Genomic DNA, 24,261 nt, shown 5'->3' with positions numbered 1-24,261 from the left:
TGATGTGATGATTATACAATTAACCATCTTTAATCTCTAATAAAAACCGAATGTCGATAATGTCACAACGTGATTGGTACTTACAACAATACAATATTACGCAATATGTGTTGCGTAAAGCAAATGTTTTTAAAGGTGAAGTGGTAAACCATATTGACGATGAAATTCGTTTAATTGTTGTCGCTGAGCAAAAACCCACGCAAAAAATTTATTTTGATATTTTAAATGCGATTCGCCTTAATCAAGAGCAGGTACTTTTTTTAACGCCTTCACAATTAATCATCCCCTCCGATGATATTGATAAGGTAATATGGTTTATTGACATAAATCCTGATGAATCTTGGAAACGTGCATTAACGATTCAAACAACGGATTTAATTTCTTTAGCTAAAGCTCCACAACAAAAACGCCAACTTTGGCAACAATTATGCGAATATGAAAACTATTTCCACCCTGACCGACAATGATTTACCCGACGCTTTTGAGTTAGAACAACAATGCCACTTGATTCCTTGGTCAAAGCAGACGTTCTATTCAAATCAAGGCGATCATTATTACAATCTTAAATTGACTATCGATAACCGTATAGTTGGTTTTTGTATTTGTCAAATGGTTGCTGACGAAGCTAATTTATTCAATATCGCTATTCATCCAAAATACCGACAACATGGGCTTGCTAAAGCGTTACTGAATCATTTAATTGATCATTTGATTAGCATCGATCACCCGATTGCGATTTCCACATTGTGGTTAGAAGTGAGAAGATCAAATACACCCGCAATCGAACTTTATCATTCTCTTGGTTTTAACCAAATTACCGTTAGGAAAAACTATTATCCAACTACTAATGGCAAATACGAAGATGCTATTATTATGGCTTACACATTAACCTTATCATAACGATAAAATACAGAAGGAATAATCAATGATAGCAAATCGGGCTCTAGTTTTTGTCAATGGTGAACCACCTCATCATTTTCCAAGTGATTTAACCCGTTATCATTATATTGCTTGTACTGACGGCGCTTATCATAATTACTTATCCTCAACCGCTATCATACCTGATTTTATTATTGGCGATTTAGACAGTTACCATCACACTATTGCTGTGCCAGACAGAATCCAAATAATACAAACTCCCGATCAAAATAAAACTGATTTTGAGAAAGCTATCATTTTTTTAGCGGATAAAGGGATTCAACACTTTGATATTTATGGGGCAACCGGACATGCAAGCGACCATTTTTTAGGTAATTTATCGGTAGCCTTGCAGTATCATCCTCAATATCAAATTACTTTTTATGATAATTACTGCCACTTCTTTTTTGCCAAAAATTATCAAGAAATCGTTAATATTAACGATCGTATAGTTTCTTTTATGCCATTTTGTGAAGTGACGGACTTGACCATTACAGGCGTGCAGTATCCTTTAGTCAATCAAACGCTCACTTTTGGGAAATTTATTAGCGTACGCAATAAAGCCATATCAGATTCAGTTAAAATTACTTTTCAACAAGGTAATTTAATCATTTTCATTGAAGATTTTAATAGTAAACATTGACGGCGTGATTTACAATAATTTACAATATCATTATACTTTTTTAATAAAAAGATTACCAAAAGGACATCACCATGCTTTTAAAAAAACTTTCTGTGCTTGTGAGTACATTATTGATATCTTGCATGGCTTTTTCTGCTCAAAATCAACAAGATATCAATAAAACTGACAAAATAATGAAAGCTTTTTTAGCATGTGATAATCAATTTTTTAAGCAACTCGCTTTATACAAAGATGGTTTTAATCAATATGTTGACTTAACCACTGCTGATAATGTGACCTATATTCCTGTCGAATCTATCGAAAGTCATGATAAAAACAAAGTGATGTTTAAAAAGCCGTTTCAATATCGTGGATTAACCATATCGGGGTATCAAAATGTCTACCTTACCACCACCGCATCAGGTCAATTTTATTACTGGGGATTTATTGTTGATAATGCCATTGATGATGTAAAAAATGCCTTAGATACTATCCATTGGTCTAAGTTTAATACACAAATTTATACTGCAAATACTAAAATATATGATACCCAATCTCATTCTCCTAATTGGCAGGATAATCCTTATTCTATAGACGGTGTGCTTCCTAAAATTGGCAATATTGAAAAATCACTTTATTTAGAGCCGATTTCTGATAAACAAAGCTTGGTGTCATGCTCGATTCAAGGTGATGTAGACAAACAGATTCTTTATGTTACCAGACCCGATATAAAACCAATTTTAAAAAAAATAGAGCTTGAACGTAAACAGAAGTTAAAACTAGATAATAAACAGAAAGAAATAGAACAAAAAAGACAATTTCAACCTCAAGTTAAGCCTAACCATAGCTTAAAAAATAATTAAAAAACGGAGATGAAATTTAATGAAAAAATTAGGAATACTGTTATTTCTTTTTTCTTTTTCTGTATTAAGCCTTCAGGGAGTAACAAAAAATAAAACGGAGGTGAATAAAGTTGACTTTAATAAAGAGTATCAAAAATTAAAAGACGCCAGTATCGGAGAGCAATTTATTTCAATCAATAAAAGTTATGAGAGAGATTCGGTCGGTTACACTTTTATAGATAAAAATTCGGTCAAATTGCATCCGTATAATAAAAACATTCGTCAATTTAATAAAGTGACTAATTATATTCCGTCTCTTAACTATGAACAGATTAATGGGAATAAAGTACCTTATCATTCAATGGTCATCCAAGAATTTGCTAATTGCGATAAAATGGAAATTGCCGAAGGCAAGATACAAATTTATGCAAACTATTTTGGTGACGGTAAATTGATTTCTGAAAATCAGCTAATAAACCGTTGGGTTGCAACCAATCCGGGAACCGATATGCGGGTGTTACTGGTTATAGCCTGCTCGTTACCCCTTGTGAATTAGTCACAGACTCTGTGCTTTGCATTTAGGTGTATGGTAGCGAAGAATAGGCGTTTATGCTAATATTCTCACATTAATTTAACGAATTGATGACAATGAAATGAATATTACGCAATTTCACATTCTTACAGAACAATTATTTAATAGTGTTGAAGTTTTTTTAGATAGTTACGCTCAAGAACATGATGTCGATATTGATTATGAAACTAATGGTAATGTGATTACAATCAGCTTTCCAAATGGCAGTAAAATTATTGTCAATACTCAAGAGCCGCTTTATCAAGTTTGGTTAGCAACCTCAAAACAGGGTTATCATTTTGATTATCATGATCAGCAGTGGATATGTAACCGAAATGATCAAACCTTTGAAACCATTTTTTCTGAAGCGGTAACAGAACAAGCAAACTAATCAAATAAGCAGTTAAAAAAGGGATCATACAATACTTTATTAAGATCCCTTTTTCAGGTTAAAAAAATATTTATTTTTTTTGCATATATAATCAAAGTAGGGTTAAATTGGCTAATTTGATCACTAACCATTTGATTCCTTCGTTAACAAACGCAATCTGAACGCGTCGATGATCACCTTCACCATCAATATTGATTATTGTGCCTTCACCAAACCGATGATGTTTCACTTTTCTGCCTAATGTATAACCATCACTTTCACGACTTTTATCCAGATAAGATTGTCTGCGATTTTGCTGAAATTGCTTTTCTTGACTTATATTATCTAATTTGCCTTCAGGGGGCGCAAAAAATCCCCGATAGCTAATTTCGTTTAACCTGTCGACTGGCAATTCAGCTAAAAAGCGAGAAGGTAAATTACGCTCTTCACGACCATAAAGGCGTCTTAACTCACATAGCGATAAGGTTAAATGCTTGCGTGCTCGTGTAATACCAACATAAGCAAGGCGTCTTTCTTCTTCCATTCTGTCGATTTCTAGTGCTGAACGTTGCGCCGGAAACAGTCCTTCTTCAAGACCGACAATGAAAACATTATCAAATTCAAGTCCTTTTGCGGCATGTAATGTCATCAATTGGACTGAATCTTGTTCTTTTAGCACGTCTCGGCTTTCTAACGATGTATAAGCTAAAAATGATTCAAGCACGGTTAAGGTCTGACCGGTTTCACTATCTTCAATCACGGTATTTTCGTTATTACGATAAAACTGTTCAGCCGCCGACACTAACTCTTCAAGATTTTCAAGTCGGGATTGTCCTTTAATGCCTGGCTCTTGCTCATACATTTGTTGAATTCCGGACGATTTTATCAGGATATCGAGTTGTTGATAAAACGGCATTTGCGCAACTTCATCATAAATTGACCCAATAAGTTCAAGAAAACGACTTACCCCAGATCGCTGCCGTTCAGTTAATCCATTCATTTGAATTAACATTAAACACGCATTCCATAATGAAATATTATTTTGTTTGGCTGTTAATCTGATTTTATCAAGAGTGACATTACCAATACCCCGCGTTGGCGTATTCACCGTTGCTTCAAAGGCCATATCGTTATCGTGATCATGTAGTAGCCGTAAATACGCAAGTGCTAATTTGACTTCTTGCCGCTCATAAAACCGGATCGAACCATAGATCTGGTAAGGTAACCCAGCTTGTAATAAGGTGTCTTCAAACAGTCGGGACTGCATATTATTGCGATATAAAATGGCACAACTGGAATATTTTTCACCAGCATCATGGTGTTTTTTTATCTGCCCAATAACAAATCTGGCTTCATCAATATCATTGAAACCAACATAGAGAGAAATCTTTTCGCCTTCACTGCGATCTGTCCACAAATTCTTACCTAATCGATTCTGATTTTTAGCAATAAGTTGATTAGCAGCATCTAAAATCGTACTGGTTGAACGATAATTCTGTTCTAATCGTATGATTTCAGTATCAGGAAAATCATTAATAAATAACTGCAAATTATCAGCATTGGCACCACGCCAACTATAAATTGATTGGTCATCATCACCAACAATCATGACATTAGCCGTCGTGCCCGCTAATTTTTTGACTAAACTATATTGAATATGGTTCGTATCTTGGAATTCATCAATTAAGATATTTGAAAAACGATGTTGGCAGTAACTTAATACCTCTTTGTCATTACATAATAGTTCATAAGCTCGTAAAATAAGCTCCGAAAAATCAACATAGCCAACTCTGTCACAAATCGCTTGATAGTCATTGTAGATAGTCTGCCACATGATCTGCTTAGGATCTTCCGGTATCAGATCTTTAGCGCGTAAGCCTTTCTCTTTTTGATTAGAGATAAAACTTGCACACTCTTTTGCTGACCACTGTTTTTCGTCAATTTTTAATTCACGAAAAATCCGTTTGATCAGACGGATCTGATCTTCCGTATCAATCAGTTGAAAGTTAGATGGGAGTTTAGCTTGCTGAGAGAACATGCGTAATAAACGATGCGTTAACCCATGGAATGTTCCCACCCACATACCATTAAAATAACCTTCACCAATCAGATGCTGTATACGCTCTTGCATTTCAGCAGCAGCTTTATTGGTGAAAGTGACGGCAAATATGGAATGAGGTGAATAGTGTTTTTCCATACAGAGCCATGCAATACGGTGAACTAATACCCGTGTTTTACCACTGCCAGCCCCTGCAAGAACAATAGTGTATTGATTATCAGTGGTCACCGCATCTTTCTGCTCGGTATTAAGGTCGTTTAATAATGATTGTCTGTTTTCCATTATGTTAAAACCTGTTGTCATCATAGCAATTCTTGATAGGTTTTGAGTTTAAACCTAGTATCAATCAATTCTTTTCAGTTAATCTGTCGTGTTTAGGTTGTCATCAAAAAGGATGTAAAGATAGGCGTTTTTTAAAGCAATTGATGATGATCTTGTAGCTTACTGTCTATTTATACATGTTTAAAATAAATTATAGCAGATTATCCAGTTCTGATAAATGATTGATTTCAATATGTGGCAAACATTTGGCATCTGCAAGATGATAAATATCTTGACCATAAATATTTATCCAACACGCTAATAAACCATTATTTACTGCACCGTTAACATCTGTTAGTAGATTATCACCGATATGTAAAACGTGCTTTGCTGGTACGGCTAACTTGTTAACTGCCAAATCGAATATCTCAGGAAAAGGTTTAGAACGACCATCCGCCCCACCCCGCAGTGAAAATTGAAAGTAATCTCCTAACCCTATTTTATGAATATCGACATTGCCATTGGTGATTACCGCTAAGGGTATTTTAGAGGCGAGTGTTGCCAATAATTGATGTGTCGATTCAGGGATTTGCATTTTATGACGCCAAAAGTTAAAGCACGCCATAGATTGCTGAACAATATCATCTATTTTCAATGTGGATATACCCATTTTAAGGAGTAAAGATTTAATCGTTTCAATTCGCCAAATAACCACATCGTGATAGATTTCGGGATTCAGGGCTAATACTTGCTGTTTTTCAGCATGAAGATCTGACAAGGTGATATTTTTTAGCTGTTCATATTGTCTTAATGTTTTGATGATTTCATCTTCAGCTTTTTCAACAATCATGCTGTTGTCATATAACGTATCATCAAGATCAAATGTCATTGCTTGAATTCGGTTAATTGATCGGTAAAAACGCATTACTTTCTTCCTCTTTTTGCTCTTGGATGCGTCGAATCATAAACATCTGATAAATGTGAAAAATCAAGGTGGGTATAAACTTGAGTCGTAGACAAATCAGCATGCCCGAGTAACTCTTGGACTGCACGCAGATCTCGGCTGGATTCTAACATATGCGTTGCAAAAGAATGACGCAATTTATGCGGATGAACATGCGAACTTAATCCCTGTTTGATCCCCCATTCAGCAAATCTTTTTTCAACATTTCGTGGTGAGATTCGACGACCTAATTTTGATATAAATAAGGCATCATCTTGAGGTTCTAATAAGTTACGCATGGATAACCAGTGTTGGATCCATTTAATCGATTCTCTACCTAACGGTAATTTCCGTTCCTTATTCCCTTTACCCATTACCCGAATTTCCCCCTCTTTTAGGTTTAATTCACGGCAATTTAGATTCACTAATTCGGACAAACGTAATCCAGATCCATACATAACTTCAAGCATTGCCCGATCACGCACAGATAAAGGATCATTATATTCAATATCCAGTAATTGATTTATCTCGTCAATATCAATATTTTTAGGCAGATGTTGACCGATCTTAGGATTTAAAACGCCACGGGCAGGATTCGCGCTGATCAATTGATTCTTAACCATCCAATCACAAAAGCTCCGCAATGCCGATAACCTTAATGATAAGCTTCTTGCCTGTAAACCTGCTTGTTTACTTCTACCGATTAATAAGCGCACCGCCGATGAATCGAGATCTTGCCAGTTAGCTATTTCGACTGTTTTTGCTAATTCAATAATGGCATAGAGTTGTCGACGATAATTGATTTGCGTGTTTAAACTGAGTTGTCTTTCGGATTTTAAGTAATTTAAAAATTGTTCAACGGGTTGGGTTAATAATGATAGTTGTTCTTGATTAGACTGAATCATCATTGCTCCTTATTTTATTCGCATAATCCACTTTTCAATCAAGATCGGTAACAGCTCACTTATTTTTTCTAACAAGAGTGTCCCTTGACCTGCATGATAATGATGTGGATTTGCACTGGTAAAAATCAAAAGACCTAAATCACCAAATTTTCCTAATAGCGATAAAGCAACTGATCCAACATAGTTATGTTCCGGTAATAAAAAATCTAATTCCGTCGAATTTAATGAACCTAAATACTGATAGCTATACTGCAAATGCCGAACACGAATAAAATCAAATTGTGAAGAATTCAGCGCCAAATAGTGATAATTTGATGGCGCACTAAGTAACCATTTATCGTCAAAAAGGTAAAGGTACGCGCCGTTTAGTCCCAATGATTTTGCCCATAAATTAAGTGACTGAATTAACTCATTGAGATCTGATGTTTGGATCAATTTTAATTGAAGATCCATCAATTGGCTAAACAGCTGCTCATTCGCTGTCGCATGTTCCATTAATAACGTTATCTCAGACTCAAGTTGTTTTATTTTATTTCGTTGCCTTGCCATGTGCCATTCGGGTAATGAGATAACACCCCGCACAGGATGAGGAATTTGGAGATTTTCAATCTGGTTAGCATTGCGAATAAAAAAATCAGGATTATTGATAATATACTGACTGACCACTTCATCATTTAATTTGAGTGGTTTAGTTTGAATGTTTTTAGATTTCAAATTCCGCGTATTTTTTACAACCATAGTTAAATTCTTTTTTATTTGTTAACATTCTTAAAAATAGACTCATTAAACATTCAAATATGCGAACACGGATTTTTATTGACCCACGCTATAAATTAATCGCCAAATAAACACTATTTTAAAATGAGATAAAACCATCATAAACATGTGTTGCCGGCCCCGTCATATAAAGTGGTTGATTCTCACCTTTCCACTCAATCAGCAATTTGCCACCCGGTAAATTGACATTCACAGTCGAATTTAACAAGCCTTGATTAACTCCTACGGCGACCGCTGCGCATGCACCAGTCCCACATGCTTGAGTTTCACCGACTCCACGTTCGAATACGCGCAAATTGATGTTGTTACGATCAATGATATGCATAAATCCAATATTTGCCCGTTCCGGAAAACGTTCGTGTTGCTCTAATAGTGGCCCTAGCGTGCTCACTTGAGCAGTTAGAATATTATCGACTTGTATTACACAATGTGGATTTCCCATTGAGGCAACTCCGCATAGTATGGTTTGTTCTTGTGCTCTGATGATATAGGTCTTTTCTTCTTTAATCGCTTTAAAAGGTACTTTATTTGGCTCAAAAATAGGTACCCCCATATTCACTCGAACGGTTTCATCATCGTTAACGGTTAAAACAATGTTCCCTTTCATAGTACTGACTTTTAACACACGCTTTTTGGTCAAGCCTTTCAAACGTACAAAACGAGCAAAACAACGTGCGCCATTACCACATTGCTGAACTTCTGTCCCATCCGAATTAAAAATACGATAGTGAAAATCGCTATCAGGTGAATAAGGCGGTTCAACAATAAGTAACTGATCAAACCCAATACCGGTATATCTATTAGCCAGACGCTTAATTAAATCCGGAGACAGATGAACATTTTGCGTTACCGCATCAATAACCATAAAGTCATTTCCCAGTCCATGCATTTTTGAAAAGTTCATCATCATCTACCTTTTATCATCAAAGATTACTATATCTTGAATAACTGTTTTTTGATTCGTTTGATCTAAAAAACGTCATAAACAACTTATTAAGATTCATCATTTTTATTTAACCAGTTAAAACTATACATTAATGGATAGCTAAAACACGTGTTCTCCACGCCATAAGTCTTCAAACGTTTCGCGTTGACGAATTAACTTATGCTGTTGTGGGTCAATCAGCATCACTTCTGCCGGGCGAGGATGGCTGTTGTAATTTGAAGCCATGCTAAATCCATAAGCACCTGCGCTACATATCACTACTAAATCATCTTGTTTGATAGATAGCTCACGTTGATAAGCAAGCACATCACTTGATTCACAAATCGGTCCAACAACGTTGTATACAAAGGTTTTATCATCTGCTTGTTGCTGTTTTTCGGGTAATATACGCATCCAAGCTTCATAAAGCGCTGGACGAATTAAATCATTCATCCCCGCATCGACTATTGCAAAATGGTTATCATCTTGATGTTTAGTGTATTCCACTTTCGTAATGAGTAAACCCGCATTAGCCACAATTGAACGCCCCGGTTCAAATATCACTTCGAGATCTGGATAATCAGCTAATTTTTTCAATAATTCAGTCACCAGTAGCGATGCCGTCGGTGGTTGCTCATCATCATAACAAACGCCTAACCCGCCACCAAGATCAATATGTTGTATCTGAATATTTTCGGATTTCAATTTATCGACTAATAAAAGTATACGTTCTGCGGCATCCAAAAACGGCGATAACTCAGTCAGTTGCGAGCCAATATGGCAATCTATGCCAACAATGTTAATATTGGATAATGCTTTTGCTTGACGGTACACCTCAATCGCTAATTGATAGCTAATACCAAATTTGTTTTCTCGTAAACCGGTTGAAATATATGGATGCGTTTTTGCATCGACATCGGGATTAATTCTTAGAGATATAGCAGCAACTTTGCCAAGACGTTTTGCAACATCATTGATTCGATACAATTCTGCTTCTGATTCAACATTGAAGCACTTTATACCGACTTGTAAAGCTCGTTCAATTTCGACAATGGATTTCGCTACTCCTGAAAAGACAACTTTTTTAGGGTCTGCGCCCGCTTTAAGTACACGTTCTAACTCGCCTTGTGAAACAATATCAAATCCTGAACCTAACTTAACTAACAATTGTAATACCGCTAAGTTACTATTTGCTTTGACCGCATAACAAATTAAATGTTTACGCTGAGTAAGTGCCTGTTTGTAAGCTAAAAACTGCTGAGTGATATAGTCAGCAGAATAAACATATAAAGGGGTACCATATTGTTTGGCTAAATCATTAATAGCAATCTGCTCAGCCAATAAATGACCATTTTGATAATGCAAAAAATTCATTGTTTCATTCCTAATTTAAGCAACTTTATTTATTATTTGTTCTTGACTCAAACTCTTCATAGTTGATTGATCAGTTTGATTATTGGATGCTTCAGTAGGATGGTATAACGGCCCTTTAAGTCCACAACCCACAATAGATAGTATGAGTAAAAACATCGAAAGTAATTTTATTAATGATTTCATATAATATTCACAATATTCTAGATTTTTATGATAACGACTATATTACACGATAGCCCTAATCGTGCAAAGCGCTAATAATAGATTTGCCAAAGAACAAGGCAAAATCTAAAGTCAGGGAATTTGATAATAATTATGCTATAATTAAACTTTTTAATACGACAGGAAACAAGATGGAATCAACAAATCACTGCCCTACCTGTGGATCAGAATATACTTATCCCGACGGTAATTTAATTGTCTGCTCAATGTGTGCTCATGAGTGGGATCCTAATCAAGCAACGGCTGAATCATCTCAACGTGAAGTGAAAGACAGCAACGGTAATTTATTAGCGGATGGCGATGATGTGTTATTGATTAAAGACCTTAAATTAAAAGGTTCATCGACTGTGCTAAAAAAAGGGGCAAAAGCGAAAGGGATTCGTTTAGTCGATGGTGATCATGAAATTGATTGTAAAATCGATGGCATGAAAATTATGCTTAAAGCTTGTTTTGTCAAAAAAGCTTAATGCATTGAATGCTTCATCTTTTTTCAATAAGATGAAGCGTTGATTTACAATCAGATCATGTTTGATTTTATATTGGATTAAATATAGGAAACCCTGCCTGTTCGCCGATTGCCTTTAATCTTTTTTGAGCGGTGATAATATTTTCTTTCCATTTATCATCTTTTGCCCACATTTCAATGACTAACGGTGCGGAATAGTTCATCATTTTAAGTGTGTTAAATATGGCAAGAAAATCAACCTCACCTTCACCAATGACAAGATCTCTAAATTGTCCAGAATAATTATTTTTCACTTTTAAGGTATCTTTTAGATGAATTTGAACGATATGGTCACGACTTAACAATAGCTCAGTACATGTATCGTAGTTCCAACCCGTAATATTTCCAACATCAGGATAAGCCATGAAATAAGGGGAATTCACTTCCCGTTTTAGAATTTCAAATTTACTAAGTGAATTCAGGTAATTAGTATCCATAATTTCAACTGCTAACATTATCCCGACTTTTTCCGCCTGTTTAGCTGACCATTGCATACCTTCAATAAAACGTTGGTGAGTCTTGTTATTTGCTGGTTCATAATAGACATCATACCCTGCTAACTGAATCACTCTTATTCCAAGCTTATAAGCCAAAATGAGCGCTTTATTCATAATGTCTTTAGCTTGGTTGCGGATTGTTTCATCTGCTGAGCCAAACGGATATTTACGATGAGCACTTAAACACATTGAATGTAGTGGTATCTGATTTTGCTCACATAATCGTTTTAGTGCATAGATTTCGTCATCAGACCAATCGAGCCTTGCCCGACGCTCGTCTGATTCATCTATTGATATCTCAATAAAATTAAACCCTAATGACTTTGCTTCCTGCAATTTTTGTTGCCATGAAAGTTCATTCGGCAACGCTTTTTCATAAATGCCAATATGATTGGTCTGGAAATTTGGATCGATTGCAAATGTTGACATAGTTAAAACCTGCTCATATCTTTATTATTTTAAAAATGCAGTCGCCGTAACGACTGCAATCTATCACTTACCAATATTTTGCTATTTGCTCTCTTAATGCTTGAGCCGTTTTTTTACCATTTTCATTGGCAAGAGCTCGACCAGCAATAAAGGCTTTGGTTTTAATGCCGGCAAACAAGTGGATATCTTCCGGTACAATTCCCCCTGTGATTGAAAGCTCTAGTCCTAAATCTGAAAGCTGACGCATTTTAACCAGATCCTCTTGTCCCCAACCTACTCCGGCTAACTCAGCATCTCGAGAACGATGATAAATTGCCTGTTTTATCCCCAGTTTTCGCCAAGCTTTCGCATCTTCTAATGTCCAATGCCCATACAATTCGATTTGGATTTCGCCTTTAAACTCATCGGCAACTTTCTTACATGCTTCAACCGTGGCTATGTGCGCAGCTGCCGATACGGTTAACCAATTAGCGCCAGCCGAAAAAGCCATTTTTGCCAAAATTGCTCCGCCATCGGTGGTTTTTAAGTCACAAACTAAAATATGATCAGGATAAAGTTGTCTTAATGTTTTTACACTTTCCATGCCTGCCCCAAACGCAAGAATAGTGCCGACTTCAATAATGTCGACAAATCCTGATACATTTTTAGCAACATCTAATGCCGGTTTTAATTCAGTTTGATCTAAGGCGATTTGTAATTTAGGTGCTGTCATTTTCATTTCCTTGTTCATTTATTTTTGACCGTAATAAGCGTTTGCGCCATGTTTGCGAAAATAGTGCTTATCAGATAAAGTTTGTTGTATTTTAATTGTTTGATTGAGCTGACGAGTTGCAATTGCCATCATAGCGACTTCTTCCAGTACCACAGCATTATGTACGGCGTCGATAGCATTTTTCCCCCAACAAAATGGAGCATGTCCAGAAATCACAGCGCCAGGCATGGCTTTTGGATCAACGCCTCGACGTTTGAACTCCTCAATGATGACAAGTCCTGTATTTTTTTCATAATCGGTCGCAATTTCACTATCAGTTAACCGACGAGTACAAGGTACATCACCATAAAAGTAATCGGCATGCGTTGTGCCTAAGGCTGGGATGTCTAACTCTGCTTGAGCCCAAATGGTGGCATAGCGCGAATGGGTATGGACAATGCCGCCAATATTTTCAAATGCTTTATAGAGTTCAAGATGTGTGGCTGTATCACTGGAAGGATTGAGTTTACCTTCTACAATTTCCCCTGTTAATGCAACCACAACAATATCATCAACGGTCATCGCACCGTACTCCACGCCTGAAGGCTTTATAGCTATAACGCCTTTTGTGCGATCAATTTCTGATACGTTGCCCCAAGTAAAAGTGACCAGATTATATTTAGGTAACAGTAAATTAGCGTGTAAAACTCTTTCTTTTAAAGCTTGATACATAAACTAGCCTCCATTTAAAGCCCGATCAATGACTGCGTAGACATCTTCTTTACTGTTACAACGTCTTAATTTATCGAGGTCAACACCCGTTTCACTATTTTCATCATCCAAAATCTGAGTAACTTCCATCAACCCCTCCATATGTTGATCAGACGTACTTCCAGCTAAAGTGACAAGCACATCAACCGGTTCATCTTCTCCGTCAAAATAGACAGGTTTTTTTAAGGTGACCAAGGCAAAAGCGGTACGATTGACACCATCTTCAGGTCTGGCATGAGGCATAGCCAGATTTGGCGCAATGATAATGTAAGGTCCCATCGATTTTACACAACGGATAATGGCATCGTGATAAGATGGTTCAATTGCTTTCGATGCCACTAACATATCGGTACCCAGCTTGACTGCATCTTCCCAATTCGCCGCTTCTGCGCTGAGTAAAATTGAGTTATTTTCAATTAAAGATTCTTTGAAAGCCATATTGCGCTCCTTTTTACTATTCTATCTATTTATTCGTATTAACTTGATTTATTAGTTCGATAAGCTCATCGCCAAACGTATGTGGATTAAGCATATTTTGTACACCGAGTGCGTGTTGACCTTCATTCACTTCAATTTCATGTATCAAATGTTTCGATGCCACGATGATATCAACATTCGGTAAACGGGATTTGTAGTCGGTAACTGCACAAGAGTCCATGATATTGGGGATCCCTTTCTTATCCAGAAAATTAGCAATTTTCATTTTCATCATCATTGATGATCCTTGACCGCTACCACATACCGCCAAAATACGAATTGGTTGGCCTTCACTTATTGCAACTTCATCCATTTTTTCAACTACTGCTTCATTAACATCCTGATGTATATCGTTTTCGATAGGTTGATTTTTTTGTTGTGCTTCTTCTGCTCGTAGTGTTTTAGCGGCAAAGAACATATACACCAACGCTAACGCAATGATTAGATAGATAAACAAATGAGAGAATGATAACCCTTGTAAGATTGGTGGGAATAGAATTGACCAATCCGCCATCCCCATCCAAGAGTCAATAGGTGTGCCGTTTTGCGCAAAAATATTGATCACCCAAGCAGACCCAAGAACTTCAATGATTCCCATAGCAAAACAGATTTTCATAACTGCTTTCCAACCACCAAAATGGTTGGCAAATACGCCGATTGTCGCATTTGAGAAGAACATAGGAATAAAGCCTGGAATAATCATTATTGGCGATTTAAAGATGAGTAATAATGCGATCGCTAAGAATTGCCCTAACGCCCCCCAAATAAATCCAAACACCATGGCATTAGGCGAAAATGCATAAATGGCAGCACAATCAATAGCAAGCACAGCATTAGGGATTAACTTTTCAGAAATGCCTTTAAATGCTTCGGATAATTCAGCAACAAACATTCGAACGCCACCAACAATAACCTGTATTGCAACGGCAAATTTAAGCCCAGTTTCGAAAATATAGATTGTCCAATGGGTTGAACCTGCCATTGTTTGAAGATTATCTAAACCAAATGAAAGAAGGATGATGCCAAAGAAGAATGTCATGACAATGGTTGTGGCAGCGATACTATCATGGAAAATATGTAACCATTTAGGTAATTTAAGATTATCAACCGAATCATTTTTATCACCCAGTTTAGGCGCTAATTTTACCGCTATCCATGAACCGAGTTGCTGTTGATGACCTATCGAAAAACCAGCACCACCTGTAACGGCTTGAGTTGGTTTAAACATCATATTTGAGAATATTCCCCAATAGAGTGCAGTAATAATGGCGGAATAAATAATGGTTTCCCACATACCATAACCAAATAAAAAGTAAAATAGAGCAATGAGACCGACTTGCTGAAACATAATATGACCTGTCAGCATGATCGTTCTGATACCGGTTAAACGGCGAAAGAGCACAAGTACAATATTGATAGCAAGCGCCAATAGTACTGCATAGCCAACCCACGAATATTGATCGCCCATACCCTTTTCGACTGCCACCATCGAGGCGTACGTATCAATAATCGATCCTTTAATACCATGATATTCTGATAGTTTTGCAATGACGGGTTTAAAGGTTGAAACTAATACCCCTGAACCGACTTGTAATAACATAAAACCAACAATGGTTTTAATGGTGCCTTTTAAAACGGTTGTTATGTCTTTACGTAAAAGGCAATAACCTAACATTGTCACCAAGCCAAGCAACAAAGGCGCTTTTGTCATAACTTGGCTATAAAAAATATAAAATATGTTGTAGATTACTTCCATATGTTCCTCTCATTGGTTTACCGACATCTTTAAATATCTAACGCTTTACTGTGGAGAACTAACTTCGTTTTTAAATTTTTCTATAATGTTTATTGTTATATGAATAGATAAAATTTCTGATTACACTTCGTTATTCATGCTCAAATAACACTTGTTATATTCTACAATCACAATTAACCATTCAATGATTATTTATGATTATTTTGATAAAGATCACTTTTCTAAACCTATCACACCCACATCTGTGATTATCATCACATTTTTAGGAAAAAATAGCGGTAAAACTTAAAAATATAATTATTATTATCAATATATTGAATCAACAATGAGTTAAATATTGATTATAAATATTTGACAATATTATGAATGAAAATTATTATCATTTTTAATCAAAATTAATCATATTAATTCAATAAAGAGGTAATAATGAACGAAATATCGCGACATAACGAAATAGTGGCAATGGTTAACGACAAAGGAATGATAAAAGTGACTGAGTTAGTTTCATATTTTTCTATCTCTCCCGCTACAGCTCGTCGTGATATCACTAAGCTCGATCAGGAAGGAAGAGTAAAAAAAGTTCGTAACGGTATTATGCGAATTGAAGAGAAAAAACCTATATGGGCACCAATCGGTAACAATAATACCGATCATTATCATGAAAAGGCTCGTATTGCTATTCGTGCAGCAACGTTGTGTGGAGCTGATGAAAATGTAGTTATTAACTGCGGTTCAACAGCATTTTTATTGGGTCGAGAACTCTGTGGTAAAAACGTTTCAATCATTACTAACTATTTTCCGTTAGCGTGTTACTTGATTGAACATGATCATGAAAATGTCATCATTATGGGAGGGTTATATAACAAAACACAAAATATTATTCTTAACCCCATTGCGAACATTACCGATTCATATGCTGGTAAGTGGATGTTTACCAGTGGCAAGACGTTAACACCCAATGGACTTTATAAGAATGAAATATTAGGTGCAGTGGCTGAACAACAGATACTTGAAAAAATTGAAAAATTAGTTGTTGTTGTCGATAGTTCAAAAATTGAAACCAAAGCCAATTCTGGCATGCTTTTTTGTCCTGTGAATAAAATCGATATTTTAATTACCGGTAAACAAGCAAACAAGGAAGTCATTGAAAGCATTAAGGAGCAAGGTGTAGATGTTATTTTAGTTTAATTATTAAAATGTAAAAGGAACAAAGTATGAGTAAAGTGAACGAAATTACCCGAGAATCGTGGATATTAAATACCTTTCCTGAATGGGGTACTTGGCTAAATGAAGAGATTGAAGCAACAGAGGTTAAACCCAATACGTTTACCATGTGGTGGCTTGCTTGTACTGGCATTTGGTTAAAATCTGCCGGTAATACCAATATCTCCGTCGATTTTTGGTGTGGGACTGGTAAAAAAACACACGCTAATCCCTTGATGAATAAACAACATCAAATGATGCGTATGGGGGGAGTACGTGAATTACAACCTAATTTAAGAACCAGTCCTTTTGTATTAGATCCTTTTGCTATTAAAGAGATTGATGCGGTAATGGCAACCCATGATCATGCGGATCATATTGATGTCAATGTGGCTGCTGCGGTCATTCAAAACTGTTCACCAAAAGTGAAATTTATTGGTCCTAAAGCTTGTGTCGAATTATGGAAAAGTTGGGGTGTACCTGAAGATCGTTGTATTGTTGCCAAAGTTGGTGAAACCATTAAAGTCGGCGATATTACCATTCGAGTTTTAGATTCTTTTGATAGAACTTCTTTAGTGACACTACCAAAAGGCGTTTCCTCAACTGATAAAGCGATTCTCGATGGCATGGATGACAGAGCCGTTAATTACCTGTTTGAAACTTCGGGCGGTTCACTTTATCACTCGGGTGATTCTCATTACTCTAACTATTATGCCAAACATGGTAATGACTATAAAATCGATGTGGCGTTGCTTTCTTATGGTGAAAATCCGCGGGGGGTCACCGATAAAATGACCTCTTCAGATATTTTGCGTGCAGCGGAATCATTGAAAACCCAAGTTGTGATTCCTTTTCATCATGATATTTGGGCGAATTTCCAAAGTGATCCTCGTGAAATTGAAGTACTTTGGCAAATGAAGAAAGATCGTTTGGAATATCAATTTACACCATTCTTCTGGCAAGTTGGCGGTAAATACACTTATCCAACAGATAAAAAGAAAATGCATTATCAGCATTATCGTGGATTTAGAGACATCTTTACCGATGAGCCTGAATTACCTTATCGTTCTTTCTTATAATTTGTTTCGAAATTAAGATCAATATTTTTTGTGGGCTGCGAATACGATTCAATGTCCACTTTTTATGTCCTCTGCCATGAATAAATGTGGAATCAATTCGCTGAAATTATTCATCAGTTTTAACGAATAAACTGATAAAAAAATGAAAATACTAGGCATTGATATATTTTTGTCTATCCGGAAGCCAACAATTTATCAACTCTTTAACACTTTCGGGATGCTGTTGCTGTAAAAAATAAGAGGCTTTTTGAACTTGGCTTATCAAATGTTGATCACGGATTAAATCCACAACTTTAAAGTTAGCGATCCCCATTTGACGCGTGCCTAAAATTTCCCCACTACCACGTATTTCTAGATCTTTTTGCGCAATCACAAAACCATCATTACTGTCACGCATGACTTTCATTCTTTCTTGAGCAACTTTGCTCAAAGGGGCTTGATACATTAATACACAATGAGATACCGCCGTTCCTCGCCCTACACGACCACGTAATTGATGCAATTGCGCCAACCCTAATCTTTCCGCATTTTCAATAATCATCAAGCTTGCATTTGGCACATCGACACCAACTTCTATGACCGTTGTAGCAACTAGCAATTGTATGATACCTTGTTTAAAATTCTGCATTACCGACTGTTTTTCGTCTGACTTCATTTTGCCATGAACCAGCCCAATCGTTAAATGAGGCATTTTTTCCCTTAGCTCTTCAACCAGTATTTCAGCAGCTTGGGCATCTAATGTTTCCGACTCTTCAACTAATGTACAAACCCAATAGACTTGACGATTTTCCAAGCAAGCTTGATTAACGCGTTCAATAATTTCATCACGCCGAGAATTTGGAATAACGACAGTCGTAACAGGTGTACGACCCGGTGGTAACTCATCAATGATAGACACATCTAAATCAGCATACACTGTCATGGCTAATGTACGGGGAATTGGTGTGGCTGTCATAATTAATTGATGAGGATAGTCATTATCTTTGATCCCCTTTTCCCATAAACTCAGTCTTTGATTCACACCAAAGCGATGCTGTTCATCGATAATCACCAGTCCTAAAGAAGCAAATTCAACTTTATCAACAAAAACGGCATGTGTTCCAATTAATAACCTAATGTCACCACTTTTTACTTGTTCGTAACGCAGTTTTTTATTTTTAGCGGTCAAACGCCCTGATAGCCAATCAACAGTAATACCTAAAGAATCAAACCATTGTTTAAAGTTATTATAGTGTTGCTCAGCTAATATCTCGGTCGGTGCCATTAAGACAACCTGCGCACCATTTTCGATCGCATTTAATGCCGCTAAAGCCGCCACTAAGGTTTTGCCGGATCCGACATCCCCTTGAATTAATCGCATCATCGGAACAGGTTTTGCCATATCGAGATAGATATCGTGTACCACACGTTGTTGTGCGTTAGTGGGTTTAAAGGGTAGTGATGCTAAAAAAGGCTCAATAAATTGTTGCGTTGGGCGAAAAATACGCGCTTGCTGTTTTTGGTTATCGACTTTTAGCATTAGCATACTCAGATGATAAGCAAGTAACTCCTCAAAAATAAAACGTTTGATAGCAGGATGTTCCCCTGCAGATAATTGAGTAATATTTGTACCAATAGGAGGGTTATGAATAATATTTAACGATTCCAATGTCGGTAAAAAATGATTGGCTAATGACTCAGGCAGAATTTCTTTGGGTGGATTACGTTTTAACAGTAATAAAGCAGAAGCCATTAATTTACGAATGACATTTTGAGTTAATCCATAGGTGGTCGGATAGACTGGGGTATATTTTTCTTGGTCATCCAATAATTTTTTCGATTTGTCTTCTGGATTAGCAATAATTTTATATTGTGGATGAATAATTTCAGCGCCTAATTTTCCTTTTTTTATCTCACCATAAGCACTAACCCAATTGCCAAGTGCTAAACTTGCTTTTATGCCTGCATTGAAATGCATGAATCTTAATATTGCTATGCCCGAATCATCTTGAATATGACAAATTAACATTTGTCGACGTCTAAGCACCACTTCACACTTGATGATTCGACCTTCTATGGTAGTGTGCTCACCAATAGCAACCTCACCAATAGGACAAGAAGAAGAGCGATCTTCGTAACGTAACGGAAAGTGTAATAAAAGATCTTGAACAGTATAGATACCTAGCGTATTGAACTTTTTTTCGAGGTTAGTACCAATTCCGCTCAATTTTATTATCGGAACCTGACTTAAAAATCGACTTGTCATCATCGCTTATTAATGTTACGAGTAACACTAACAACATCTTGTTGTAGTGAAATTTTACGCATTAACTCATTGAGCTGCTGACGATTTTTAACTTCAACTTGCAAAATGACTGTATAAATTTGTCGATCTTTCTGTTCGGTATTAAGCCATTGCAAATGCGCTTTTTCATCATTAATAATAGAAAGAATATGCCCAAGTGCGCCTTGGTTGTTGGAGATATCTACCCATATTTCAGCAACAAATTGTTGAGTGATATCCGTCGCCCATTTTAATAAGATATATTTTTCAGGATTGTTTTGGTATCCCGTGACATTTCGACATGATTCATGATGTACAATTAATCCTTTTTCAGGACTCACTTGACCGACAATTGGATCATCAGGGATTGGGTGACAACATTTCGAAAATGTAACTAAAACCCCTTCACTACCGGTAATGACTAATGTTTTATTTGTGTCGTTGTTGTTTTGAAACAATTCTTTGTGTTCTAACCCTTTGACAATAAAATGGCTCATTATATTACCAAGACCAATCTCGGCTAAGACATCATCAAAAGATGGTAACTGCGTTATCTCAACAATTTTCGCAATTTGTTTAGCTTTAAGTGAATTGATGCCACCTGTTTTTAATAAGGACAGATTCAATAATCTTCTGCCTAATTCAATTGCATCATCACGTTTTAACATTTTTAACGCTTGTCTGATACGTGATCTGGCTTTAGCACTCACAACAAAATTGAGCCAGTTTGCATTCGGACGACCTTCAGGCGAAGTGATAATTTCAACAGTTTGACCATTACTTAATGGCTGTGACAGTGGATAAGGTTTTCGGTCAACAATTGCGCCGATACATTGATACCCAATATCAGAATGGACAGCGTAAGCAAGATCTACGGCGGTTGAACCTTCGGGTAACTGTACTATCCTGCCTTTAGGGGTAAAAACATAAATTTCTTTTGGAAACAGGTCAGATTTTACATTTTCGATAAATTCAAAAGAGTTACCCACACTTTGTTGCAACTCTAATAGACTTTGCATCCAACGTTGTGCTTTGATTTGCGCCGTTGTATTATTCAGCTCATCATTGGCATTATAAACCCAATGTGCAGCTACGCCCATTTCGGCCATTTGATCCATATCTTCAGTACGTATTTGCACTTCAACTGGCGTGCCATGTGGGCCGATTAATGAAGAATGCAAAGACTGATAACCGTTAGCTTTAGGGATTGCAATATAGTCCTTGAAGCGATTAAGACGAGGTTTATACAAATTGTGAACAAGACCAAGTGCACGATAACAGGCATCAACATCTTTCACAACGATCCGAAAAATATAAATATCCATAATAGAATGAAAATGCTGTTCACGCATTTGCATTTTTTGATAGATCACGTAGATATTTTTTTCTAATCCTTCAACTTCCGCCTCGATATGTGCTTCAGCTAAACGACCACGTATTTCCGATAAAATCTGTTGAATTAATTCTTTACGTGTACCTCGAGCTGCTTTTATCACATTTTCAATTACTTTGGCTCGATTAGGATGCATTGCCGTGAATCCTAAAATTTCGAGTTCAGTTTTAATATGGTGAATACCTAAACGGTGAGCTAATGGAGCATAAATTTCAAGCGTTTCTTTTGCAATACGACGGCGTTTATCTGGTCTTAATGCCGCAAGTGTTCGCATATTATGCGTACGATCAGCCAGTTTAATTAAAATCACTCGCACATCTTCGGTCATGGCGAGCACCATTTTCCGAAAATTTTCAGCTTGAGCCTCTTGTCGATTACGAAATTTTAATTTATCAAGTTTGGATACACCTTCAACTAAAACAGCAACATGTTTACCAAAATGATTTGTGATATCTTGGAAAGTAACCGGTGTATCTTCAATCGTATCATGTAATAGTGCAGCAATGATGGTTTCATAATCAAGCCGCATATCGGCTAAAATCGACGCAACAGCAACAGGATGCGTGACATAAGGTTCACCACTAGATCGAAATTGCCCTTCATGTGCTTTCTGAGCAAAAAGATAAGCATCTTTAATAAGTTCAACTTGTTTGGGTGGAAGATAAGATGCTACAACCTCTTTTAAGCTATCAAAATATTGCATAGGCAATTCCTATAGCGCTTATTCGTATGATGGCGTATTTTCAAGAAGGATCGATTCATGCAGTGTAGTACGCACTTCTGCTTCTTCTTCCTGACGAGCTTGAAAATCAGCTGTATCAAGAATTTGTTTATTAACAAGACCATCTTCAATTTCACGCAAAGCAACAACGGTTTCTTTATCGTTTTCTTCTGGAATTAATGGTGATTTGTTTTCAACTTGCAATTGACGTGCGCGTCTTGCTGCAACTAAAACTAGATCAAAGCGATTACCAATTTTTTCTACAGCATCTTGAACAGTTACTCGAGCCATTTTTACCTCTAATGTATTTACTAGTTTATGTAATTTGGAAGATCCGTTATTTTACTTAATTTTGTGGGGAATTGTCTATATTAATATCATACTATTGTTAAGATAGTTAAAATTAACCATTCTTAGTCAAAAAAACATCGCATTATCGTTTAACTTAATCCAAAATATCGAGCCAAACATTAGAAGCGATTATGGGTTTATTTAACAAATAACGACGTAAAGCATCTAACGCTATTGCTGAAAAAGTTTGTAACTCTTCATGTCGTGAAAGTTTTCGACCAATATATTTTAAGTTAACTTGGATAGTTTGCTTTGCTGTTGTAATGATTAACGTAAATTGACTGTTCTTTTCTTTGAAATTAACCATACCTAATACAATATCAGCTCTATATTGGGTCATAATATGCCAAAGATAATCTTTGGGATCTTCAAATAATAATGGAACCACTTCTGATTTTACGATTGGTGCATCGGTTTCAAATAATTGATAACTAATTATCCCTGCTGATTGTTGTTCGACCACTGCGATAGTTAAATCTTTTTCATGTAACAGCCCTGAAACAACTTTAGCTAAACCGAGTTCACTGTTTTTGCTAATCATGCCTTCGTAAAGCAAATTGTCATCAACGATAGTTTTAGTTTTTCGCCATAAACTATCCAACGTCTCTTTTTTGTGTTGAGGACCACTCAATTTTAATTCGATAATAGGCATAGCAGCACGATAACCAAGAACGATATCTTTTGGAATATCTAATTTAGATGTTAGCTCGGTGGCTAAATCACTTTCAGTGCGCCCAAGAATAGTTAATCGATAGCAGAGAGTTTTTTCTAATTTTGGAAAGGATAATTTAATTTCAGGTAAGATAAGAGTTTTGATCATCTCTTTAAATTCAGCAGGTACACCGGGCGTAAAAAACACAATACAACCGCTGATGTGCATTTTAAATCCGCAGGCTGTTCCAATTGGATTATTGATTAATACAGCACTTTGCGGCAATAAAGCTTGTTTAAGGTTGCTTGACGGCATCACGTTACCGCAACTGGCAAAATAACGTTCAATTTGTGTCAACCATTGCTGATTGAGTATCAGAGCTTCATGATTGGCTAAAGCTGCCGCTTGTGCTGTTAAATCATCACTGGTCGGCCCAAGCCCACCATTAACAATAATGATATCATTGATCAGACTACGTTCTTGTAATGTTTTGGTAAGCTGCTTAAGATTATCGCCAACCGTATGGCGAGTAGTGATTAAAATACCTTCTTGAAAAAATAGTTCAGAAAGCCAAGCTGCATTCGTATCGGTTATTTGACCATATAAAATTTCATCGCCGGTACTTATCATTTCGATCTTAACGTGATTATTGTTCCTATTCATCATGGTTCTGCACCTTTTGAC

25 protein-coding genes are annotated in these 24,261 nt (G+C 36.5%); 9 read left to right on the top strand and 16 right to left on the bottom strand.

The window, feature by feature from the left end; genetic code table 11:
* The first annotated feature begins 59 nt into the window (after window positions 1-59).
* From A9G10_RS09335 to cyaY, 6 genes are all read left to right on the top strand, one after another.
* On the top strand, window positions 60-467 hold the full coding sequence (locus tag A9G10_RS09335; RefSeq protein ID WP_065559267.1) for a DNA polymerase III subunit psi: 408 nt from the start codon (window positions 60-62) through the stop codon (window positions 465-467).
* Window positions 436-900, top strand: a complete 465-nt coding sequence (gene rimI, locus A9G10_RS09330) for a ribosomal protein S18-alanine N-acetyltransferase (protein ID WP_065559266.1) — start codon at window positions 436-438, stop codon at window positions 898-900. Before A9G10_RS09335 ends, rimI begins: the two co-directional genes overlap by 32 nt.
* 25 nt (window positions 901-925) lie before the next feature.
* Complete coding sequence (locus A9G10_RS09325) at window positions 926-1,561, top strand: thiamine diphosphokinase (protein WP_065559265.1); 636 nt, start codon at window positions 926-928, stop codon at window positions 1,559-1,561.
* Between the two features lie 71 nt (window positions 1,562-1,632).
* The gene (locus A9G10_RS09320) at window positions 1,633-2,403 is read left to right on the top strand and encodes a hypothetical protein (RefSeq protein ID WP_065559264.1); all 771 of its coding nucleotides are present in this window, start codon (window positions 1,633-1,635) and stop codon (window positions 2,401-2,403) included.
* 19 nt (window positions 2,404-2,422) lie between these two features.
* Entirely contained in the window at window positions 2,423-2,938 is a 516-nt protein-coding gene (locus A9G10_RS09315; RefSeq protein WP_065559263.1) for a surface-adhesin E family protein, read from the top strand.
* A gap of 97 nt (window positions 2,939-3,035) precedes the next feature.
* Window positions 3,036-3,344 carry an iron donor protein CyaY gene (cyaY, locus tag A9G10_RS09310; protein WP_065559262.1) on the top strand — a complete coding sequence of 103 codons (309 nt, stop codon included), beginning with the start codon at window positions 3,036-3,038 and terminating at the stop codon, window positions 3,342-3,344.
* Window positions 3,345-3,435: 91 nt separating this feature from the next.
* Here cyaY and uvrD read toward each other — a convergent pair whose 3' ends face one another.
* The 7 genes from uvrD to lptM form a co-directional block, all read right to left on the bottom strand.
* Window positions 3,436-5,664, bottom strand: a complete 2,229-nt coding sequence (gene uvrD / locus A9G10_RS09305) for a DNA helicase II (protein ID WP_065559261.1) — start codon at window positions 5,662-5,664, stop codon at window positions 3,436-3,438.
* 190 nt (window positions 5,665-5,854) lie between these two features.
* Window positions 5,855-6,568, bottom strand: coding sequence for a 5-amino-6-(5-phospho-D-ribitylamino)uracil phosphatase YigB (gene yigB / locus A9G10_RS09300; RefSeq protein ID WP_065559260.1), 714 nt, complete (start codon window positions 6,566-6,568; stop codon window positions 5,855-5,857).
* Window positions 6,568-7,491: a tyrosine recombinase XerC gene (gene xerC / locus A9G10_RS09295; RefSeq protein WP_065559259.1), complete on the bottom strand. Its 924-nt coding sequence runs from the start codon at window positions 7,489-7,491 to the stop codon at window positions 6,568-6,570. Before xerC ends, yigB begins: the two co-directional genes overlap by 1 nt.
* 9 nt (window positions 7,492-7,500) lie before the next feature.
* Window positions 7,501-8,229 carry a DUF484 family protein gene (locus A9G10_RS09290; protein ID WP_143425993.1) on the bottom strand — a complete coding sequence of 243 codons (729 nt, stop codon included), beginning with the start codon at window positions 8,227-8,229 and terminating at the stop codon, window positions 7,501-7,503.
* 118 nt (window positions 8,230-8,347) lie between these two features.
* On the bottom strand, window positions 8,348-9,172 hold the full coding sequence (gene dapF, locus A9G10_RS09285; protein ID WP_065559258.1) for a diaminopimelate epimerase: 825 nt from the start codon (window positions 9,170-9,172) through the stop codon (window positions 8,348-8,350).
* A 141-nt stretch (window positions 9,173-9,313) separates the two neighbouring features.
* Window positions 9,314-10,567 (bottom strand): diaminopimelate decarboxylase, encoded by a 1,254-nt coding sequence (gene lysA, locus A9G10_RS09280; RefSeq protein WP_065559257.1) that lies wholly within the window; start codon window positions 10,565-10,567, stop codon window positions 9,314-9,316.
* Between the two features lie 15 nt (window positions 10,568-10,582).
* On the bottom strand, window positions 10,583-10,750 hold the full coding sequence (gene lptM, locus A9G10_RS12625; RefSeq protein ID WP_143425992.1) for an LPS translocon maturation chaperone LptM: 168 nt from the start codon (window positions 10,748-10,750) through the stop codon (window positions 10,583-10,585).
* A 170-nt stretch (window positions 10,751-10,920) separates the two neighbouring features.
* Here lptM and A9G10_RS09275 point away from each other — a divergent pair, with 170 nt between their 5' ends.
* Window positions 10,921-11,256 (top strand): zinc ribbon domain-containing protein YjdM, encoded by a 336-nt coding sequence (locus A9G10_RS09275; protein ID WP_065559256.1) that lies wholly within the window; start codon window positions 10,921-10,923, stop codon window positions 11,254-11,256.
* 67 nt (window positions 11,257-11,323) lie between these two features.
* Here A9G10_RS09275 and A9G10_RS09270 read toward each other — a convergent pair whose 3' ends face one another.
* From A9G10_RS09270 to A9G10_RS09250, 5 genes are all read right to left on the bottom strand, one after another.
* On the bottom strand, window positions 11,324-12,205 hold the full coding sequence (locus A9G10_RS09270) for an L-ribulose-5-phosphate 3-epimerase (RefSeq protein ID WP_442903221.1): 882 nt from the start codon (window positions 12,203-12,205) through the stop codon (window positions 11,324-11,326).
* 82 nt (window positions 12,206-12,287) lie between these two features.
* The gene (locus tag A9G10_RS09265; protein ID WP_065559254.1) at window positions 12,288-12,932 is read right to left on the bottom strand and encodes a 3-keto-L-gulonate-6-phosphate decarboxylase UlaD; all 645 of its coding nucleotides are present in this window, start codon (window positions 12,930-12,932) and stop codon (window positions 12,288-12,290) included.
* An 18-nt stretch (window positions 12,933-12,950) separates the two neighbouring features.
* On the bottom strand, window positions 12,951-13,643 hold the full coding sequence (locus A9G10_RS09260) for an L-ribulose-5-phosphate 4-epimerase (RefSeq protein ID WP_065559253.1): 693 nt from the start codon (window positions 13,641-13,643) through the stop codon (window positions 12,951-12,953).
* A 3-nt stretch (window positions 13,644-13,646) separates the two neighbouring features.
* On the bottom strand, window positions 13,647-14,120 hold the full coding sequence (locus A9G10_RS09255; protein ID WP_065559252.1) for a PTS sugar transporter subunit IIA: 474 nt from the start codon (window positions 14,118-14,120) through the stop codon (window positions 13,647-13,649).
* Window positions 14,121-14,145: 25 nt separating this feature from the next.
* Window positions 14,146-15,915: a PTS ascorbate-specific subunit IIBC gene (locus A9G10_RS09250; protein WP_065559251.1), complete on the bottom strand. Its 1,770-nt coding sequence runs from the start codon at window positions 15,913-15,915 to the stop codon at window positions 14,146-14,148.
* Between the two features lie 426 nt (window positions 15,916-16,341).
* Between A9G10_RS09250 and ulaR the strand changes: the two genes are divergently transcribed.
* Together ulaR and ulaG are read left to right on the top strand one after the other, a co-directional pair.
* On the top strand, window positions 16,342-17,103 hold the full coding sequence (gene ulaR, locus A9G10_RS09245) for an HTH-type transcriptional regulator UlaR (RefSeq protein ID WP_065559250.1): 762 nt from the start codon (window positions 16,342-16,344) through the stop codon (window positions 17,101-17,103).
* 26 nt (window positions 17,104-17,129) lie between these two features.
* The gene (gene ulaG, locus A9G10_RS09240; RefSeq protein WP_065559249.1) at window positions 17,130-18,197 is read left to right on the top strand and encodes an L-ascorbate 6-phosphate lactonase; all 1,068 of its coding nucleotides are present in this window, start codon (window positions 17,130-17,132) and stop codon (window positions 18,195-18,197) included.
* Window positions 18,198-18,348: 151 nt separating this feature from the next.
* Here ulaG and recG read toward each other — a convergent pair whose 3' ends face one another.
* From recG to A9G10_RS09220, 4 genes are all read right to left on the bottom strand, one after another.
* A complete protein-coding gene (gene recG, locus A9G10_RS09235; RefSeq protein WP_065559248.1) occupies window positions 18,349-20,442 on the bottom strand; it encodes an ATP-dependent DNA helicase RecG in 2,094 nt (697 codons plus the stop codon).
* Entirely contained in the window at window positions 20,442-22,556 is a 2,115-nt protein-coding gene (gene spoT, locus A9G10_RS09230; protein WP_065559247.1) for a bifunctional GTP diphosphokinase/guanosine-3',5'-bis pyrophosphate 3'-pyrophosphohydrolase, read from the bottom strand. Before spoT ends, recG begins: the two co-directional genes overlap by 1 nt.
* A gap of 18 nt (window positions 22,557-22,574) precedes the next feature.
* Window positions 22,575-22,865 (bottom strand): DNA-directed RNA polymerase subunit omega, encoded by a 291-nt coding sequence (gene rpoZ, locus A9G10_RS09225; RefSeq protein WP_065559246.1) that lies wholly within the window; start codon window positions 22,863-22,865, stop codon window positions 22,575-22,577.
* A gap of 154 nt (window positions 22,866-23,019) precedes the next feature.
* The gene (locus A9G10_RS09220; RefSeq protein WP_081299172.1) at window positions 23,020-24,243 is read right to left on the bottom strand and encodes a CinA family nicotinamide mononucleotide deamidase-related protein; all 1,224 of its coding nucleotides are present in this window, start codon (window positions 24,241-24,243) and stop codon (window positions 23,020-23,022) included.
* Between the last annotated feature and the right edge of the window lie 18 nt (window positions 24,244-24,261).

This window comes from Gilliamella sp. wkB308 (assembly GCF_001690185.1).
In the GTDB taxonomy this organism is placed as follows: Bacteria; Pseudomonadota; Gammaproteobacteria; order Enterobacterales; family Orbaceae; genus Gilliamella; species Gilliamella apicola_I.
This window is presented reverse-complemented; position numbering and strand designations above follow the sequence as displayed.

Excerpts from the sequence above, each read along its gene's own strand:
- A9G10_RS09335 (WP_065559267.1), top strand. The coding sequence starts at position 60 with ATGTCACAACGTGATTGGTACTTACAACAATACAATATTACGCAATAT.
- rimI (WP_065559266.1), top strand. The coding sequence starts at position 436 with ATGAAAACTATTTCCACCCTGACCGACAATGATTTACCCGACGCTTTT.
- A9G10_RS09325 (WP_065559265.1), top strand. The coding sequence starts at position 926 with ATGATAGCAAATCGGGCTCTAGTTTTTGTCAATGGTGAACCACCTCAT.
- A9G10_RS09320 (WP_065559264.1), top strand. The coding sequence starts at position 1,633 with ATGCTTTTAAAAAAACTTTCTGTGCTTGTGAGTACATTATTGATATCT.
- A9G10_RS09315 (WP_065559263.1), top strand. The coding sequence starts at position 2,423 with ATGAAAAAATTAGGAATACTGTTATTTCTTTTTTCTTTTTCTGTATTA.
- cyaY (WP_065559262.1), top strand. The coding sequence starts at position 3,036 with ATGAATATTACGCAATTTCACATTCTTACAGAACAATTATTTAATAGT.
- uvrD (WP_065559261.1), bottom strand. The coding sequence starts at position 5,664 with ATGGAAAACAGACAATCATTATTAAACGACCTTAATACCGAGCAGAAA.
- yigB (WP_065559260.1), bottom strand. The coding sequence starts at position 6,568 with ATGCGTTTTTACCGATCAATTAACCGAATTCAAGCAATGACATTTGAT.
- xerC (WP_065559259.1), bottom strand. The coding sequence starts at position 7,491 with ATGATTCAGTCTAATCAAGAACAACTATCATTATTAACCCAACCCGTT.
- A9G10_RS09290 (WP_143425993.1), bottom strand. The coding sequence starts at position 8,229 with ATGGTTGTAAAAAATACGCGGAATTTGAAATCTAAAAACATTCAAACT.
- dapF (WP_065559258.1), bottom strand. The coding sequence starts at position 9,172 with ATGAACTTTTCAAAAATGCATGGACTGGGAAATGACTTTATGGTTATT.
- lysA (WP_065559257.1), bottom strand. The coding sequence starts at position 10,567 with ATGAATTTTTTGCATTATCAAAATGGTCATTTATTGGCTGAGCAGATT.
- lptM (WP_143425992.1), bottom strand. The coding sequence starts at position 10,750 with ATGAAATCATTAATAAAATTACTTTCGATGTTTTTACTCATACTATCT.
- A9G10_RS09275 (WP_065559256.1), top strand. The coding sequence starts at position 10,921 with ATGGAATCAACAAATCACTGCCCTACCTGTGGATCAGAATATACTTAT.
- A9G10_RS09265 (WP_065559254.1), bottom strand. The coding sequence starts at position 12,932 with ATGACAGCACCTAAATTACAAATCGCCTTAGATCAAACTGAATTAAAA.
- A9G10_RS09260 (WP_065559253.1), bottom strand. The coding sequence starts at position 13,643 with ATGTATCAAGCTTTAAAAGAAAGAGTTTTACACGCTAATTTACTGTTA.
- A9G10_RS09255 (WP_065559252.1), bottom strand. The coding sequence starts at position 14,120 with ATGGCTTTCAAAGAATCTTTAATTGAAAATAACTCAATTTTACTCAGC.
- A9G10_RS09250 (WP_065559251.1), bottom strand. The coding sequence starts at position 15,915 with ATGGAAGTAATCTACAACATATTTTATATTTTTTATAGCCAAGTTATG.
- ulaR (WP_065559250.1), top strand. The coding sequence starts at position 16,342 with ATGAACGAAATATCGCGACATAACGAAATAGTGGCAATGGTTAACGAC.
- ulaG (WP_065559249.1), top strand. The coding sequence starts at position 17,130 with ATGAGTAAAGTGAACGAAATTACCCGAGAATCGTGGATATTAAATACC.
- recG (WP_065559248.1), bottom strand. The coding sequence starts at position 20,442 with ATGACAAGTCGATTTTTAAGTCAGGTTCCGATAATAAAATTGAGCGGA.
- spoT (WP_065559247.1), bottom strand. The coding sequence starts at position 22,556 with ATGCAATATTTTGATAGCTTAAAAGAGGTTGTAGCATCTTATCTTCCA.
- rpoZ (WP_065559246.1), bottom strand. The coding sequence starts at position 22,865 with ATGGCTCGAGTAACTGTTCAAGATGCTGTAGAAAAAATTGGTAATCGC.
- A9G10_RS09220 (WP_081299172.1), bottom strand. The coding sequence starts at position 24,243 with ATGATGAATAGGAACAATAATCACGTTAAGATCGAAATGATAAGTACC.